At 34.3% G+C, this 17,423-nt stretch carries 21 protein-coding genes and 1 other annotated feature; of the genes, 15 read left to right on the forward strand and 6 right to left on the reverse strand.

From position 1 onward, the window contains the following. Positions 1 to 74: 74 nt before the first annotated feature. Together CDZ92_RS03465 and CDZ92_RS03470 are read right to left on the reverse strand one after the other, a co-directional pair. A complete protein-coding gene (locus tag CDZ92_RS03465) occupies positions 75 to 527 on the reverse strand; it encodes a GNAT family N-acetyltransferase (RefSeq protein WP_096153567.1) in 453 nt (150 codons plus the stop codon). Positions 528 to 530: 3 nt separating this feature from the next. Beyond that, complete coding sequence (locus tag CDZ92_RS03470; protein ID WP_096156896.1) at positions 531 to 1,130, reverse strand: HD domain-containing protein; 600 nt, start codon at positions 1,128 to 1,130, stop codon at positions 531 to 533. Between the two features lie 462 nt (positions 1,131 to 1,592). Here CDZ92_RS03470 and CDZ92_RS03480 point away from each other — a divergent pair, with 462 nt between their 5' ends. The 6 genes from CDZ92_RS03480 to CDZ92_RS03505 all read left to right on the forward strand — a co-directional run bounded on the left by CDZ92_RS03480 (position 1,593) and on the right by CDZ92_RS03505 (position 6,371). Continuing rightward, positions 1,593 to 2,066: a GNAT family N-acetyltransferase gene (locus CDZ92_RS03480; RefSeq protein ID WP_096153569.1), complete on the forward strand. Its 474-nt coding sequence runs from the start codon at positions 1,593 to 1,595 to the stop codon at positions 2,064 to 2,066. A gap of 83 nt (positions 2,067 to 2,149) precedes the next feature. Next, entirely contained in the window at positions 2,150 to 2,596 is a 447-nt protein-coding gene (locus CDZ92_RS03485; protein ID WP_096153571.1) for a GNAT family N-acetyltransferase, read from the forward strand. A 23-nt stretch (positions 2,597 to 2,619) separates the two neighbouring features. Continuing rightward, entirely contained in the window at positions 2,620 to 3,045 is a 426-nt protein-coding gene (locus CDZ92_RS03490) for a hypothetical protein (protein WP_096153574.1), read from the forward strand. Positions 3,046 to 3,108: 63 nt separating this feature from the next. Further along, positions 3,109 to 3,873 carry a nucleotidyltransferase domain-containing protein gene (locus CDZ92_RS03495; protein ID WP_096153576.1) on the forward strand — a complete coding sequence of 255 codons (765 nt, stop codon included), beginning with the start codon at positions 3,109 to 3,111 and terminating at the stop codon, positions 3,871 to 3,873. 165 nt (positions 3,874 to 4,038) lie between these two features. Beyond that, positions 4,039 to 4,316: a binding site (T-box leader), on the forward strand. 63 nt (positions 4,317 to 4,379) lie between these two features. Beyond that, complete coding sequence (metG, locus tag CDZ92_RS03500; RefSeq protein ID WP_096153578.1) at positions 4,380 to 6,020, forward strand: methionine--tRNA ligase; 1,641 nt, start codon at positions 4,380 to 4,382, stop codon at positions 6,018 to 6,020. Positions 6,021 to 6,170: 150 nt separating this feature from the next. Beyond that, entirely contained in the window at positions 6,171 to 6,371 is a 201-nt protein-coding gene (locus CDZ92_RS03505) for a hypothetical protein (RefSeq protein ID WP_096153580.1), read from the forward strand. Positions 6,372 to 6,518: 147 nt separating this feature from the next. On the opposite strand, the gene CDZ92_RS03510 is transcribed toward CDZ92_RS03505, so the two are convergent. From CDZ92_RS03510 to CDZ92_RS03520, 3 genes are all read right to left on the reverse strand, one after another. Further along, a complete protein-coding gene (locus CDZ92_RS03510) occupies positions 6,519 to 6,953 on the reverse strand; it encodes a hypothetical protein (protein ID WP_255249772.1) in 435 nt (144 codons plus the stop codon). A 289-nt stretch (positions 6,954 to 7,242) separates the two neighbouring features. Next, positions 7,243 to 7,485 carry a hypothetical protein gene (locus tag CDZ92_RS03515; RefSeq protein WP_096153582.1) on the reverse strand — a complete coding sequence of 81 codons (243 nt, stop codon included), beginning with the start codon at positions 7,483 to 7,485 and terminating at the stop codon, positions 7,243 to 7,245. 339 nt (positions 7,486 to 7,824) lie between these two features. Next, on the reverse strand, positions 7,825 to 9,549 hold the full coding sequence (locus tag CDZ92_RS03520; RefSeq protein ID WP_096153584.1) for a hypothetical protein: 1,725 nt from the start codon (positions 9,547 to 9,549) through the stop codon (positions 7,825 to 7,827). Positions 9,550 to 9,909: 360 nt separating this feature from the next. On the opposite strand from CDZ92_RS03520, the gene CDZ92_RS03525 reads away from it, so the two are divergent. From CDZ92_RS03525 to CDZ92_RS20445, 5 genes are all read left to right on the forward strand, one after another. Then, a complete protein-coding gene (locus CDZ92_RS03525; RefSeq protein ID WP_141395193.1) occupies positions 9,910 to 10,305 on the forward strand; it encodes a hypothetical protein in 396 nt (131 codons plus the stop codon). Between the two features lie 111 nt (positions 10,306 to 10,416). Next, positions 10,417 to 10,881, forward strand: coding sequence for an NUDIX hydrolase (locus CDZ92_RS03530; RefSeq protein WP_096153587.1), 465 nt, complete (start codon positions 10,417 to 10,419; stop codon positions 10,879 to 10,881). Positions 10,882 to 10,964: 83 nt separating this feature from the next. After that, on the forward strand, positions 10,965 to 11,330 hold the full coding sequence (locus CDZ92_RS03535) for an NUDIX hydrolase (RefSeq protein WP_096153589.1): 366 nt from the start codon (positions 10,965 to 10,967) through the stop codon (positions 11,328 to 11,330). A 237-nt stretch (positions 11,331 to 11,567) separates the two neighbouring features. After that, a complete protein-coding gene (locus CDZ92_RS03540; protein WP_096153591.1) occupies positions 11,568 to 13,028 on the forward strand; it encodes a protein adenylyltransferase SelO in 1,461 nt (486 codons plus the stop codon). A 778-nt stretch (positions 13,029 to 13,806) separates the two neighbouring features. Further along, complete coding sequence (locus CDZ92_RS20445; protein ID WP_227521574.1) at positions 13,807 to 13,890, forward strand: putative holin-like toxin; 84 nt, start codon at positions 13,807 to 13,809, stop codon at positions 13,888 to 13,890. Positions 13,891 to 14,149: 259 nt separating this feature from the next. On the opposite strand, the gene CDZ92_RS03545 is transcribed toward CDZ92_RS20445, so the two are convergent. Then, positions 14,150 to 14,554 (reverse strand): DUF4181 domain-containing protein, encoded by a 405-nt coding sequence (locus tag CDZ92_RS03545; RefSeq protein WP_096153592.1) that lies wholly within the window; start codon positions 14,552 to 14,554, stop codon positions 14,150 to 14,152. 90 nt (positions 14,555 to 14,644) lie between these two features. Between CDZ92_RS03545 and CDZ92_RS03550 the strand changes: the two genes are divergently transcribed. From CDZ92_RS03550 to CDZ92_RS03565, 4 genes are all read left to right on the forward strand, one after another. Further along, positions 14,645 to 15,166 carry a DUF6886 family protein gene (locus CDZ92_RS03550; RefSeq protein ID WP_096153594.1) on the forward strand — a complete coding sequence of 174 codons (522 nt, stop codon included), beginning with the start codon at positions 14,645 to 14,647 and terminating at the stop codon, positions 15,164 to 15,166. A gap of 66 nt (positions 15,167 to 15,232) precedes the next feature. Further along, on the forward strand, positions 15,233 to 15,964 hold the full coding sequence (locus CDZ92_RS03555; RefSeq protein WP_096153596.1) for a hypothetical protein: 732 nt from the start codon (positions 15,233 to 15,235) through the stop codon (positions 15,962 to 15,964). 15 nt (positions 15,965 to 15,979) lie between these two features. Then, on the forward strand, positions 15,980 to 16,771 hold the full coding sequence (locus tag CDZ92_RS03560; RefSeq protein ID WP_096153598.1) for a DUF817 domain-containing protein: 792 nt from the start codon (positions 15,980 to 15,982) through the stop codon (positions 16,769 to 16,771). A gap of 26 nt (positions 16,772 to 16,797) precedes the next feature. Continuing rightward, complete coding sequence (locus tag CDZ92_RS03565; protein WP_096153600.1) at positions 16,798 to 17,232, forward strand: hypothetical protein; 435 nt, start codon at positions 16,798 to 16,800, stop codon at positions 17,230 to 17,232. Positions 17,233 to 17,423 lie beyond the last annotated feature (191 nt).

Raw genomic sequence — 17,423 nt, forward strand, 5'->3', positions numbered from 1 at the left:
TAGCTCTATTAATCGCTAAGATGGCTGTTTTGATGGTCCCCCTTAAGGGGATAGCTTACTAACTAATTAGTAGTTCATTCTTTTAGAAACTCAATCTCAAAGAGAGGATAGTTAGGATCTTCTTCTATAGACTCTAAGCCTAATCTTTTGTAAAATTCCACTGCTTTCGGGCTAGAGTTCCATTGTAGCCATTTAGTATTTGTAGAAATAGCCCAATCTTTAATAGTTTCCATTAGTATTTTACCAACACCACTTTTGCGGTAAGGTTCGAGTACAAACATATCGTGAATTCTACTAGTGATTTCTCCGCTGCGTAAATGAGGTCCATAAGTTTGAACCCATGTGTAACCTACTATCTTTCCATCATATATCGCTACGGGAAGAAAATAAGCAGTATTTGTTACTATTAACTCAAATCTTTCTTTTGTGTTTTCTTCAGAATCTGTTTTACCAATTTCTTTCAATAGCGGCCAAAGCTCTTCCCAATCTGCTAGCGTAGCACGTCTCGTACAAATTCGGTTGTCCATTTTCTAACTCCTAACTTTTGCTTTTTGCTTAAAGCTATCAACATCATAACCTGCTTTTATCATTTCATCTTCAGCTTCATTAACGATGATATCCTTTAAGCATGTGAGCGTCTCGTCAAAGTTCACATGTTTGCCAAGAAGAAACGTCATTTCAAATTCTATTTCTAGCCAAGTGTCAATTCCGGCTTCGTTATGTTGAAGTTGTGCTTCCAATTTATCAAGGGCATTGGCTACTTTGGCCTCGAAAGTTTGTTTTTCTTCAAATTCATGCCAAAGCATAAATAGGTGCTCACCAACTTCAGAAGGTAGACTGTCTCTAATTTCTATAATGGCAGCCAGTTCTTTTTGCCTTTTGGACTCAACTGTACTTTGGGAAGTGAGGGTGTCAAAGGCAGGGACATCACCAGCAATCGCTTCGATGATATCGTGGATTGAAATCATCTTCAACAACTTTTCCATCTGAACTTTTTGGCTCAAATAAGGCTCGAGTAAAATCGCCATAAATGCAACGCGCCACGTATGCTCTGCAACACTTTCATGACGACCGTTGGATAACCAACTATGTCGCATTTCCATTTTTAATTTTTCTCCAAGCTTTATCATCGAAAGAATTTGTTGCAACGGTGAAATAGAATCTACTTTTCTCGTACGTTCCAGTTCATCCGAATAGTAGCGAACTTTCTTATTATGAACGGTAGCATATTCTATTTCTCTTTTTGTAGACTCTCCAATGTAGCCGCATACATCGATAACAAAAATTTCATCGGATAAATCTATTTTCTTAAAATGTAACTCACCGAAAAGTTTTGCTTCTTCAACGGTAACTTGTTTTCCTTCACTTTTTTCAAAAAATCCAACACTGAAAACAGCATATCCTTGCTTCGTTAAATAGTCGTTCGCTTCCTCGAACTGCGCTTTAAATCTTGTAGAACCACACAACGTAACAACTTTCATCCTTTTCCCACCAATTCTATTAATATATAGTATTAGTATAACAAGAAATTTCTAGAGTCGTTTAGAAAAATAATACAGCACGTACAAGAAAATATAGAAGGTGAAGATAAAATGAAAATCCGTTTTGTAAAAAGTTCAGATTATGAAACAATATCTCTATTAATCAACGAATGGTGGGGAGGAAGAAATATGTCCGACATGCTACCAAAGTTATTTTTTGGTCATTTCACCAATACTAGTTTTATTGCAGAAAAGGACGGAGTAATTGTTGGTTTTCTGATAGGTTTCCTATCCCAATCTCAACCTGAAGAAGCCTATATTCATTTTGTTGGAGTACATCCTGATTACAGAAAACATCAAATTGGTAAAGAACTCTACCATCAATTTTTTCATGTTGTAAAAGGAAATGGCAGTAACGTTGTTCGATGTGTTACGTCTCCAGTAAACAAAGTGTCCATTGCTTATCACACTAAAATGGGATTTGAAATCGAAATTGGCGATTCAAAAGTGGATGGGATTGAAGTCCATTCAAATTATGATGGCCCAAATCAAGACAGAGTACTTTTCATAAAACATTTGAATTAATATCTACATGCGAGCAGGTGAGACAAGCAGGTTTCCTACATCAACTTTAGATATAAAACGAAGATAATGAATGAGGGATTAAATTGATTAAAAGAATTGATATTACTGAAAGAGATAACGCTGAGAGTGTTTTAAGAGTTCAAATACCTTCTTATAAAGTAGAGGCTAAGATAATTGGTTCATATGAGATACCGCCACTAAAAGATACAGTTGCTAGTTTACAACAATGCGGTGAAACATTTTTTGGTTATTACTTAAATGAGGAATTGTGCGGAGCCATTTCAATAAAAGTAGAAAAAGAGGAATTGGATATACATAGGTTAATTGTACACCCAAACCACTTTAGAAAAGGAATAGCACAATCTCTATTAGATTACCTGGAAAACAATTTTGAGTTTGAAACAATAAAAGTAGCGACAGGATCTAAAAACTATCCAGCAGTTACATTTTATAAAAAAAACGGCTTTCAAATGAGGAACGAAGTTTATGTAACCGAAAACTTATCACTTACTTTTTTTGAGAAAAACTAAATATCTTAATGGAGGATAAATTAATGGATTTACTTAAACAAAGGATATTACAGGCCATGAAGTTAACATATGATTTTTACAATTATATTGATGGGGTTTGTTTAACTATGAAAATTTCTAATGTACCTTCTAATACAATTGGGGATCAGGCATATTGTTTGATCGGAGCGAGAGAAAGTTATTTAAAAGCATTGAGAGTTGGAGAATGGGCTGGGTTTGATTGTAGCCTAAATGACAATAAGGATAAGGCATTAATTTTGAACAAACTAGAAGAAACGTATACTAATATACAACGTTTTTTTCATGAACCAACTAAGGAAGATAGGAATATGAATCTGTTAATTGACCTATTAGAACACGAGGTGCAGCATCATGGTCAGTTAATTCGCTATGCTTATGCTAATAAAATGGACTTCCCTAAGAGCTGGAATGAACGCTATACAGTTTAAACTCGATATGAAATGTTAGCCCGAGAGCAGCAACACCAAATTTATGGAGCGGGGGAACTGATTATGATTTTAGACGATGCAGTAGACGCGATAGCAAATAGCCTTATACAAGACAAAAGGGTCCAGTCCATCTTTTTAAAAGGTTCGATGGGGCGGGGTGAGCAGGACGAGCATTCAGATATAGATATGTACTGTCTAGTAGATGAAGAAGATGTAGAGGAGTTTAATCAAAGTAGAATCGGGCACTTAGAGTCTTATACCAAACTACTTTTTCACGATGAAATATTTATTGTGGCTCCGCAAATCCTGGCTGTCTACGAGAACTTCGTACATGTGGACCTGTTTACGGTAACAGAACCAACATATATAGAAAAAGATTACATAAAAGTCCTTTACGATCCAGCCAATAAGCTAGAGAAATTTAAGCAAAATCAGAATTTAACCTTATCAAAAGAGGAGTTTCAAGACGCAGTGGATGATATTGCGTGGTTTATGTTCCAGTATAAAAAGTCTTCTGCACGAGGAAATGATATATGGTCGGTTAATATGCTGCATCATGTTATGACGAATCTATCAAGAGTATTACTCCACAAATATAATCCAAACAAGGCACAATTGGGGTTGAAAACCATGGAGGCCTCTCTTCCAGAAGAGGTAGTTCAATATACTAAATTAATCTATGAAACTATTACACCGAAAAAACACAATGAGGCAGTTAAACTTATATGTAATCTATTAACTAATGAGTCTCAATGGATTTTCGAAGAGGTGGCTAAGCCTGATAAAATAAAGCCGTTGTGGGAGCGGATAATTGATGCAAATATATGAAAGTGAGAGAGGGTGTTGAGAACAAGTTTTACTATAGAGGGAAAATAACTAGAACAGTTGGAATTTTGTGTTTAGATAAATGTAAGATTATCGAAAGGTGTAAATAGTTTCCAAAAAAGTGTTGACTTTAAGTCACAATTTGAATAAACTATCGTTAATTATCAAATAAAGGCTTTGAAGAGAAAAAGTAGAATGAAATGGTTTTTCACCAGAGAGCTTCGGTAGCTGAAAAGAAGCAAAAACCTTCGTTTGAACAATGGTCTCTGAGCTTCGTACTGAACATACTTATGTATAAGTAGGATACGACGAGTTTTGGCACTCGTTATCAATGTCACAGTATAAGAGTAAGATAAGTTAGTTACTCCGTACTCGTTGAGGCAAATAGTGTGAGCTATTTGCGAATTAAGGTGGTACCGCGTGGAGATTCAAACCTCGTCCTTAACTATTACAGTTAAGGCGAGGTTTTTTTGTTGTCAAAAATTAATTTTTATTAGGGGGTACTATGTATGAGTATTTTTATTGGCGGTGCATGGGCTTATGCTAATGGATCTTTGCATCTTGGTCATCTTTCAAGTTTGTTACCTGGTGATATTTTAGCGAGATATTATCGCTTAAAAGGAGAAAAGGTTTTATATGTATCGGGAAGCGATTGTAACGGAACACCAATTACAGTCAGAGCAAAACAAGAAGGTGTTTCTCCGAAAGTGATTGCAGATCGTTATCATAAAGAGTTTGAAGAATGTTTTTTAAAACTAGGTTTCTCCTATGATACCTATACAAGAACGGATACCGAACACCATCACAAAATTGTTCAAGAAATATTTTTAGAGTTACTAGAAAAAGGACTGATTTACAAAAAAGAGGTGGAACAAACGTATTGTGAACATTGTAAACAGTTTTTACCCGACCGATATGTTGAAGAATATTGTCCTTTTTGCAAGGATCCTTGCCGTGGAGACCAATGTGATAACTGTTCAACCATATTAGAACCGCTTGATCTACTTGAAAGGAAGTGTAAAATTTGTGGGAACGAACCTACTACAAGATTAACAGAGCATTTTTACTTTTCTTTAAACTCATTTCAAACTGTGCTAGAAAAGTATACTCAAAAAGCGGAAGAAAATAGTCTTTGGAGGGAAAATGCTATTTCACTAACGAAACGCTACTTACAGGAAGGATTGCAAGATAGAGCAGTTTCTAGGGATTTGCCAATTGGAGTAAGTGTTCCAGTTGCTGGTTATGAAGATAAGAAAATCTACGTTTGGATTGAGGCGGTATCAGGCTACTACACAGCAAGTAAACTATGGATGAAAGACACTAATAAAGATGATTCTCCGTTTTGGAATCCTACTGCTAAATCCTATTACGTACACGGAAAAGACAATATACCATTTCATTCGATTATATGGCCTGGAATTCTTGCTGGCCTTGGAAAAGACCCGTTACCAACACACATTGTTTCAAATGAATATTTAACTTTAGAAAAGAAAAAATTATCAACAAGTAAAAATTGGGCTGTGTGGGTTCCAGATATTTTAGAAAGATATGAACCAGATTCCATACGGTATTTCTTAACAATCAATGCACCAGAGAAGCGAGATGCTGATTTCTCTTGGAAGGAATTCGTTTATAGCCACAATAGTGAATTATTAGGAGCCTATGGCAACTTTGTAAACCGCACATTAAAGTTTATAGAAAAGTCATTTGATGGAGCTATACCAGAAAAGGATGTTACTTTGAGTATTCAAGAAAGAGTTAATCGCCTCTACAAGGAAGTGGGTCATTGTATTGAAGGTGCTTCCTTCAAACAAGGTTTGGAAAAAATATTTGGGGTTGTTAGATTTTCAAATAAATATTTTGATGAACAGCAACCATGGAAACAAATAAAGGATGATACGGAGGCTTGTAAAAATACTTTAGCAAATTGTGTTTATCTTATTGCAAATTTAGCTCATATCCTTACACCGTTCCTTCCTTTCTCAAGCAGAAAAGTTAAGGATATGATAAACACAACAGAAACCGAATGGAAAGCGTTTCTAGTGAAATCAACACACATTACAAAGGTGGAACCGTTGTTTGAACGAATCGAGACAGCTAGAATTGAAGAAGAGCTTCAAAGCTTAAACAATCAAACTATAAAAGAGTAATTTGGAAGCATATATAGAGTATTATAAGTTTTTAGCATCAGCTAAAAGGTAGTAGAAGTGATAACTTTGTAATTAATTTTCATTAAACATAAAATCATCAACATGATATAATCCAATCATAAAAAGTTGCAAGATCAGGTAGGTTATCTAATGAAAATATACGCACTTAAAAAGCAATTTAAAGGATATAAAAAAGGAACAGAGTTCTACTTAGTGGCTGAATCAGAGTTCATTGGGGTTAAAGAGTTTGTATTGAGAACAAGAGATTTAACAAGTAGTGTTTCTATTAATGAAAGTGAAATTCTTAAAAATTTTACCTTGATAAAATATACTGATAACGAAACTTCTTAAATTATAGGTGTAAGAATTGGAGAAGAGCTCTTTTACGGAATTTATTTTACTAAGAAGAGAAAAGGTGAGAAGTATTTAATTGTGAATGAACAGAAAAAGGCGTATCAAATTAATTAGATACGCCTTTTGGACTTAGAAAGGATTTACTCAATCGGAACTATCCGTGGTAATGTTTATACTACCACCCTTAGTAACTTCTTGCATCCCAATAAGCTCCACTTCCAAATGGTCATGTAGAAAAGGTTCATCTATTTTCCAAGTGAAAGAAAACTTTTGAGGTTTATGAAATGATTTTTCCATCTCTTTATTGATATCATAACCTATTAGCCTTCTTTCCCACCATGTTTGAGTTCCAGTAGGAATAAGCCAAAATAAAACCGTTTCTGTATTCTCAGCTTCTACGAAAATGGTTATTTCTTTTGTTCCCTTTGGTACTATTACCCAATTGTGTTCTTCTGGAATATTAGTATAAGCTCCCTTAATGACATTTGGTGGAGGAGCTGTTACCTCGTTGTTAGTCAGAATAGTATTAGCCAGATTGCAAAAGAGACTAATAGATAAAATCATTTTTAGGATAAACATAATATCACCTCATGGGTATTATGCTCCGCCTTTGGGAGACTATGTAATAATATCGAAACAGCTACTTTGTTAAAATATTAACACAGTTTTTTTACCTAAAGGGATAATCATATTTTTTCTGGGATTACTTATACTTGAATTAATTTCATAATTACGGTTCGTTTTATGAAAAACAAATATTACTCTAGGAGAACAACATTTTTTTGGCTTTATTAGAGGTTTATGATGATGATATCATAAAAAAATTTCTTATAAAATTTACTAAGTTCACCTTTATTATGGATTTAAATTAAAGTCTATTTATACCTTCAATAATTTCTTTTGCTTTTTGAAAATCTTTTCTAAAGACTTTTATATGTTGTACAGGTGGCACACTCGCTGCAAATCTAATATCTGTTTTAGTGATACCGATTTTATACTTAATGCTATTTCTATTTAATAAATTCTTTACCTCTTCAATTCTTGAAATATTTGATGACGAAAAAATATCATAAGTTCTTGCTAAAAAAATATCAAATAACCAACTAAACATATATGTTACCCCTTTCAACATATTTAATAGTTATACGAAATACACATAATTTAGTTTCATAAAGTGGCTTAGATTTTTCTATTGATTATACCATTCATCAAAAATCCTACTGATTGTAAGATACTAGATGTATGTTAAATACGGTCTGGTGACAATTGTATGCTAGCTCCTAGCGTGTTTATTAAGGTGTATAAATACAGAATACGATTCTATTATTCGTTTTTCGTATAGTAGTCATACATTATGAATCGGACTCAGCTAGATGGCTTATTTTTTCAATAAAAAAGGCTCTAGTGAAAGGTGGGAATCCGCTACCTTATAATTAGAGCCTTCATTCATTTACGCTGACATCTCCATTTTTTCTTCACCAATTGCGTTGAAGATAATCGTTTCAAAGTTATCAACGTCTACATATTTTTCTGGGATGCGAAGAATAACTTCCCCATTTTCATCTTTGAATTGATAAAATTTTGTCTTAAAAGGAGTTGGGAGTAATTTTTCTCCTTTTTGCCATTTGTCTTTGATTTTTTCAAAATGAGCAACATCAGAGTAATCGATGATAATGGTGTTTCCGTTATGGATGTATTCAATGCCACCAATTAAAAGTGTCACACTTACTTTTTTACGGTTATATTGGCTAACGCCTAATCCAATAAGGGCCAATAAAGCAAAGAAACCATAGAAATAGTAGTCCTCTGTTGTTAATTGTTTAAAGCTCATTATAAACTTTGCAGCTACAAGAACGAGCAATCCTAATGCTCCATAACTTAATTTCGGATGAAACGTAATGATCTCTTCATTAATTGTTTCAATAATATGTTCTTGTAGGTCATCGTATAAGGTAATCATATGGTTTTCAACTGTATCTTCTTCTAATTTTGTAAAAATAGAATAAGTAACGCCAGTGTAATAAGGACTCGGTGGTGCAGAAATTTCTTGTGCTCCAACTAATCCAACATAATAACAATCATCTTCGAGCTCTTCATGGTACATTTTAAAACGAACTAAATGGTACAGCTCTACTTCTTCAGGGTCTTTATAAGGAGATACGTACTCAATGAAAGTAGGTGCTTTATTGTAATCAGAATGTCTGATTAACCAAAGTGTCATATCACTTAATGCGAACGCTTCGTGCGTGCAAAACTCTTTCGGAAAAAGAGAAAGAGAGTCTCTTTCGTCTAAAATAGAATAAAGAATATTTCTTGCTTCGTCATTTTTAGCAATATCATATAAGTAATTTTCTTCAAGGTCTGCTGTAGAGTTATGGGACAATATAGCTTGAACGATAAACGTTTGCACATAAGCATCATTAGTATTGTCTTTTATTTCTACTAACATGTTTTGTACTTCTTCCGATTGGAAGTAAGCTAACATGTTTATAAACAAACCAATGTTTGTTCGGATTTCAAAGTAGCTTTCTTTCCAAACGTTCCACATATTATGGTGACTCAAGCTAGATTGATATCGATAAAATTCAGGAAGTTGTTCTTTTAGTTGCTTAAGAACAAAAGGCTCTAAATCTTGAATAACAGACACTTCCATATTTTTATTTTCAATGTAACTAATAGCCAGTCGGTAAATTTCATCAGCAAAGTACGGTTGTTTCGCATAAGGGTTTAGTGCTGGGAAAAGAATTGGAGCATATTTTCCTTCGTCACTGAAACCTTCTAAGTGCAAATAAGGAATTTCTGTATCAGTGCCCTCGTTTTGCAGTAGCTTAATATATAACTCCACACTAGATTTTCTATTTAATAGTTGTAACATTTCTAGTGCTTTACTTTTTGCTCTAGCTGACATAAGAGGAAACGTCTTTTCAATGATGTTCATCATATCTGGGTGTGAATACTCGTAAACAAAAGTCATAATGCAAAAACTAGGGTCATCCATATCATCAATCGGATCAGGATAGCTTTTACCAGCAGCTATTATCATGTCTATAAATACTGGAATAGCTAGTTGGTCTACATCTAAGTCGTGTAGAGATTCCATCGCCTGGAATCGAACTTCAGGATCTTGAGATTCCATTTTATTTAATAGAGAATAAATTTTCACTTGAGCGTTCACACAGATTCCTCCGGTTAGTAAAATACTTACATTAACATACTACAAACTAATCATATATCGATTTTTTTAGATGATAAGAGTCTAAATACCTATGTTTTTAAGTTTTTCATAGTAGAATTTCTAACTAAGATTGTGTATCCAACTCTATCGCCAACATAAAAAGTGAATTTGGAATATAAACAAGATTGTTGAATTGGATATATATGTTAAAATAAGGATATCTTTATGAGTATTTTCAATTTACAGAAAACAAAAAAGAACTTTAATTGGTTTTTGAATCATCCGGAGTAGACACAATGAATTATAGAACAATAGGTTTATTAATTATTGTCATATAAAGTAGGATGGAAGGAGGGGAAAATGATGAATAAATTGTTAAATGCAGTGTTGTTAGCGACTATAACTCTATTCATGCTATCTAGTTGTGGAAGGGCTGATGGTGGGAAAGTGACTGCCAGAGACGTATTGAAACAAAACAAAAATGCGGACATTATTCAATATGACAGCAGAGTTTTTAGCAATGTGACAAATCTAGAGTGGTTTGAAGATCGCAAGGAAAAAATCTCATTTTCCAAAGATTACTATGTAGGTGAAATCCAAAAACAGTCTAACAGCAGCTTATTATTTACTGATTTTAGTGCAACCAAACTACCAAAAGGGACAAAGATTTATGCTCTTGACGAAAAAGATGGTGGTATGCTGTTCGTTTATTATAAAGGGGAAGAACTCTATTATATGGAACTACTTGAAGGGTAGTTGTGTACTGGTACATACAACTATAGAATCTCAACCTGTGTGAAACATTTTGTGAAACAAGATTTTTCGGGTGGTGCCTGGCACCTGGGGTTTAAAAAGGGGGAAATGTAAATGGAATACTATAAGTATTTGAGGCAGTACGTAGGGCAAAAACCAATTATTTTACCTGGTTCTGTTGTGATTATATTAAATGAAAAAAGTGAAGTGTTACTGCAAAAAAGACACGATGGAAATTGGGGGTTACCTGGTGGCTTAATGGATTTGGGAGAAAGCTTTGAAGAAGTAGCAAAAAGGGAAGTCTTTGAAGAAACCGGGTTGGTGGTCGAAAATCTAAAGTTACTGAATGTATATTCTGGTTCTCAATATTACTTGAAAGTTTCAAATGGTGACGAATTATACTCGGTTACAGCAGTTTATTATACTAGCAATGCAAGTGGAGACATAAAGATTGATTATACAGAATCAGAAAGAATGCAGTATTTCGGTATGGACAATTTACCAGAGAAACTTACTTCTGAGTATAGAGAGTTTATAGTACATTACATAGATCGTGAAAATTCTGCGAAGATTCGATAGAATAATAAAAGCACTATAAAGAAGGCTCAGTTACTGTAACTGAGCCTTTCATTATATGAAAGCAGTTCGAAAGGAGATTCAACTTGATTAGAATAGCTGTAGGTGCACTTATAAAAAATCGAAAGAATGAATATTTGCTCGTTGAGAAAGTAAAATACGGAGAAGATGCTGGTGTGAAAGTAAAGATGAAAAGTGAATGGGATATTCCGAAGGGTGGAGTGAAAAAAGAGGATGAATCACTTGAAGCTGCTTTGCTAAGAGAACTAAAGGAAGAAACAGGTAGTGAAGAGTATAAAATCTTTAAGCAGTACAGTAACAAATTAGAGTTTATATTCCCAAAAAAAGTGCAATATCAATTAGGATACGAAAGACAACTAACAACTATTTTTCTTGTAGAGTACACAGGGGAAGATCCAATACTAATCCCTAACGACGACGAAATAAACTAATGTAAATGGTTTGTCAGAGAAGACCTACTAAACAAACTTAAGCACACAGAAATGAAAGATTTTATAAAAACAAACCTGTGAAACATTTTGTGAAACAATATTTTTCGGGTGGTGCCTGGCACCTGGGAGTAATTGGATTCGCGAGTCTATATGTGTGCGTCAATTTGTTTTGGAAGGGTATAATACCTACATACATAATTTTGACGAATTTAATACATGAATAGAAAGGATTCTGACATGACAAATCAAATTGGATGGAATTTTGATAATAGTTATTCCCGACTTCCCGAAACGTTTTTTTCAAGAGTAAAGCCAACACCAGTTCAAGTGCCACAAATGGTCATTTTCAATTCACCTTTAGTTACATCTTTAGGGTTACAATCCGAACCCCTTCAAAGTAAACAAGGGGTAGAGATATTAGCTGGAAACGCATTACCAGAAGGGGCGGAACCACTTGCTCAAGCATACGGTGGGCATCAGTTCGGATATTTTAATATGCTCGGAGATGGTCGGGCAATCCTCCTGGGAGAGCAGATAACTCCAAAGGGCGAAAGGTATGATATCCAACTGAAAGGACCAGGTAGAACCCATTACTCACGAGGAGGCGATGGCCGAGCTGCAATCGGTCCAATGATTAGAGAATACATTATTAGTGAAGCTATGTATGCCCTCGGTATTCCAACAACTCGTAGTCTTGCCGTTGTCACTACTGGAGAGCCAGTCTATAGAGAAACGGAATTACCTGGGGCTATATTAACCCGTGTAGCTTCAAGTCATATTCGTGTCGGCACTTTTCAGTATGCAGCTAAATTTGGTGGAGTTGAAAACTTAGAGAAGTTAGCAGACTATACGATCGAACGTCATTTCCCAGAGCTTAGAGAAAACAAAGATCGTTATCTTTCCTTGCTTCGAAAAGTAATGCACCTTCAAGCATCCCTAATAGCAAAATGGCAATGTGTCGGCTTCATTCACGGAGTCATGAATACAGACAATGTCACAATATGTGGTGAAACGATCGATTATGGTCCGTGTGCATTTATGAATACGTATAATCCGGATACTGTATTTAGCTCTATTGATACACAAGGTCGCTATGCGTATGGTAATCAGCCTTACATCGGAGCTTGGAATATGGCACGATTTGCTGAAACGTTATTGCCAATTTTACATGAAAATGTGGAAGAAGGGGTAAAAATTGCGCAGGAAGAAATATCCCAATTTACAGAGATTTTTAAACACTACTGGCTATCAGGAATGAGAGCTAAACTAGGTATTATGAACGAAGAAGAGAATGATGAAGTATTAATTACGGAACTTCTTTCATTGATGAAAAAATATGAAGCGGATTTCACTAACACTTTTATTGCACTTACATTTGAAAAAATGGATGAGATTAAAATGTTCCAATCTGAAGACTTCTCTAATTGGAGAAACAAATGGCAAGAGAGACTTGATAGACAAGGACAATCAAAAGAATCCACCCACGAACTTATGCAAAACAGCAATCCATCTGTTATTCCGCGTAACCACCTTGTGGAAGAAGCACTTGAAGCAGCATCTGAACAAGGAGATTTTTCAGTAATGGAAAAACTGTTAGCTGAATTATCAAAGCCATATGAACATACAACCAAAAAAGAAAAATATTGCTCTATACCACCTGATGCCGATTCATCTTATCAAACATTTTGTGGAACATGATAACTTATTAATGCTTACTAAAATGCAGTCGTACTTTTCGACTGCATTTTTTGTTTAACTTTCTATTGCAAGGATTAAAAAAATCCATGTCGAAATAAATATTAAATAATGGAATATTTTAGTGACTAAAGAGGGTGACCTCTTTTTAAGGGGAGATTAAAATGGAAAGAGAAGAAAGAAAGAAATCTCAACAACTAACAGAAAAGGAAAAGCAGTTGATTCTTTAGTTTTTAGTGGACTTTTTCAAGCTATTAAAACTCGGAAAAAAGACTTTAATAAAAAAGTAATTCTCACATTGGTGATTGCAGGTACTTCAACTTCACTTTACCTTCTTGCCATTTGGATTATTGATACTTTCTAATAAAATGGCTCTTTTCATAAAGATTGTTGCTTTTTATGTATTTGAAAACTAGAGTGGATTGGAGCGGAAGGCACTGGACTCCTGCGGGAAGTAGAGCGAAGCGTGAGACCCCACAGGCGGAACGCCGAGGAGGCTCACGTCGCTCCCCGCGGAAAGCCAGTGCCTGTAGCGTAAAGGAACGGATAACATTCTATTGATAAATTAAATTATAAACAACAAAATATGCGAAAAGAGCCTTAAAATTAATAGTAAAGCATGTCTAAATACTCACCGTTAAACAAAAAAATAGGCAAAACTATTTAAATATTATAAATAATTAGAACGAACGTTTCGTTTCATGCTAAAATAAAGTCACAATAGTAGGTAAACTTAAGGGTGGTCAGCATTACCCCATTTTGAAAGGGGGTGATGCTTATGATGACAACATTTCAAACGCTTGTGTTGATGATTTCATTCGCAGGTTTAGTAGTGTCCATCATATCTTTTAAACACAAAAGATAATCCACCCTTGAGCCTGCCAGCAAGATAGGGTGGATTATTTCACGTATTTTTGCTGATCACCCATGAATGGGTATCAACTATTGTATCGACCAATTGGTGTTCTGAACACCTTTTGGTCTTTTTTAGTATATGCATTTAATTATTTCTATTATAACCGAAATAGACGTAGTTGAAAACCTATATGCGTGTACTACATAAATGTAAATTTATACTTATATAAGGAACAACTGATTTTTATTGTCGGAAATGCCCTTTTGTATTATACAAAAAACTTATAAATCTCAAATTGTAAAACGACAAATACGATTAAGAAGAAAAGTCCGCAGTTACTTATAGTAATAACGGCGTCTTTACGCTGCTTATGTGTCCATTCGAATATGCAACGGACAATATCGGGAATAACTGCTAAAAGTGCAATAATTAGTAACACGTTATGAAACAGGATTGACTCATTTATGGACATTTTAACAATGAAATAAAACATCGTACATCCCATAATTATGCGAACAATCCAATCTATTTTTCTATGTAACGGACTTACATAAACGTATGAAAAGAATATTTTTCTGCGTCCCATCCTGAGCAGTTTACTTAGCAAGAGATTAAAAAGGTAAATGAGTCCAATTATTATACCTATCATTAATAGAAGTTTGCTGACAAACATGTGACGACCACCTTTATGATAAAATATAATTACTGAAAATTATGATAAAATAATTATAGCATAAAATGGAAGTTTGAAAAGAGGTTAATAATGAAATTATTCCACGTTAGCGAAGAAGATAATATTAAGATTTTTCACCCGCGTATTCCAACAAGGAAAGATATAGTCGGATCAAAAGATCTAGTATGGGCTATCAATGAGCAATGTCTACCTAATTTTCTCACACCAAGGGACTGTCCACGTGTTACTTATTATTGCAACGAAAACACAACGATTGAAGATAAGAAAAAATACATATCTTCTGATTCAGTAGAGCATGTAGTAATAATAGAACATAATTGGTTTTCTATCATGAAAAATACAAAGCTATATTTATATGAATTCGACTCAACTCCTTTTTATCTTCAGGACGAAAATGCAGGATATTATGTAAGTGAAAAACCGGTGGAACCAGTTGATAAGGTAGTGGTAACGGATTTATTTGAAGCATTATTTGAACGTAATGTTGAAGTAAGAGTCACAGATAACTTATGGAATATAAGTGATGAAATTCAACAAACATCTTTTAATTGGTCTATGTGTAGAATGGGGAATGCCCAGCCTCGAGTATAAAAACTAGAAATATTTTGAAACTTATGATTGTTTCTGTCGTCTATAGTTATGGGGGTGGATTCATTTATGAAATCTTACATACACAAGGCGATAATCTTACTAGTTATTGCTACTTTAGCCGCATGCTCATCACCTAAACAGATCACGACAGAACCTGATGGAGAAAAGGTAATAAAATCCAAGTGTCCAGATGGAGAAATTGATTGGGTAGATTTTGTGATGATTAATGATGTGATGTATTACGGCGAAGATGATGAACTACGTCATTTCAAAGATTTCGAAAAAGGAAAAAAAATTGGCGAAGTAACATTTAAATTAGCGGATGAGGCCTGTTCCAATCACCGATCTAAAAATGGCCATGCTGCTTTTTTAAGGATAGGAACTCCAGTTTACGAGATGGTTGGGTATAAGTCGAATTTCCGTATCATTGCAGGAGATAAAGTATATCAAGTAAGTGAAAATAAAAAAGCAAAAACGATATCGGAGTTATTTGATATTGAAAACAAGGTAGCAAAATTAAGCATGGAAAGTACGTATGATGGTAAACATCTATTAGATTTTACAGAAGAAGAAAAAAATTCATTTATTGAAGAATACTTACAGCTAAAGCATGTAGGATTTAGTGAAATTTATAAAAGTATAATCCATGACGAAGAGATGGTTTTTCTTCGAGTACATTTAAATGATGGCTCCTCTTTCCGAATTAGCTATTGGTTAAAGTCGAATGTGTTAAATCCAGGGGCTTTTGGAACTGAAAATATGAAAAGCATTGTAGAAAACAGGGCAAATGAAACGTAAACAAGGAGTTATGTAATGAAACTAATTAGAGGACTATTAATCTTTGCCTATCAACAAAGTTTAGCATGTATCTTTCCAGTCGTTGTTTTTATGGCGATGGCTGTTTCTTTAAAAGTACAAATACCTTATCTACCTAGATACGATTTTATTTTGCTCGTATGTATTGTAGCCCAGTTTTTAATGGTGAAGTACGGTTTAGAAACGAAAGATGAATTAAAGGCGATTACCTTGTTTCATATCATCGGACTTGTATTAGAAATATATAAAGTGCATATGGGTTCGTGGGTGTATCCTGAGGTGGCTTATTTTAAAGTGTTAGATGTCCCATTATATAGTGGGTTTATGTATGCAAGTGTGGCAAGTTACATTATGCAATCTTGGAGAAGACTAGATTTAGAGTTTGTTCACTGGCCTTCTTCATGGATGACGATCCCTTTAGCCCTATTCATATACGGTAATTTTTTCACACACCATTACGTATATGATGTTCGCTGGGTTCTGATGGGTGCGTTATTTGTAGTGTTTTATAAAACGTATGTTAACTTTACGGTAGACAACCGCCGCCTAAAAATGCCTATCATCTTATCTTATTTTTTAATAGGTTTTTTCATTTGGGTGGCAGAAAATATTTCAACGCTCTTTGATGGATATCGTTATCCAAACCAAAGTGATCAATGGGAACTCGTACATATCGGTAAAATCAGTTCATGGTTTTTGTTAATTGTCATAAGTATTATTATTGTCGCGCAATTAAAAATGGTGAAAGCAAGTAAAGTGGTGGATGAAAAAAAAGCACATGCGCTATAACCACCATAATGTTAGGGGGAGGAAGGTTGCATCCTACAGAAATTATAGAAATTATTTCAGTAGTGGTAGTTATTTCAATTATAATAATTGCCACTTTGTTTTTAAAAGGAAAAATGAAAAAATTCGGCTGGCTCTTAGCAGTTATTGTACTTGTAGCTTATGTTGTTTTTTACTTTGCAAGGCCCATTTGGATTGACACACAAATAGACAAAAAAGTAGACCTACTTATACAATATTTAGAGGAACGCTATCCTGACGAAAGCTGGGCTATCTCAACCGTTCCACATCGTGAAGATGGCTATAAACATTTAAATCCATACTATATTAGTGTTGTTTTTGAAAGTGAACCTGATGTTATTTATAGCTATTGGGTAGAGAAGGACAAAATCTATCAAATTAGTTTTGCTTCGGATAAACATTTTGATGAGTTTGAACATCTAGAAATCAATCTCAATGAGTAATATTACTATTTTTACTAGGGTGGTTATCTGTTATGGTAAAAATATGGTAGAATAAAATAACTAAATTTTCTAAATTTTAGGTGAGTAGAATGAATGATAGTAAAAGAAAAGTATGTTAGAATGAGAGATTATTGAAAAAGAATTTTTGTTAGTTGGCAAAAGCATTACGGCTAACATTCCATCTTCTTTTC

Origin of the sequence: Bacillus sp. FJAT-45066 (genome assembly GCF_002335755.1) — a bacterium.
In the GTDB taxonomy this organism is placed as follows: Bacteria; Bacillota; Bacilli; order Bacillales; family Bacillaceae_I; genus Bacillus_CD; species Bacillus_CD alkalisoli.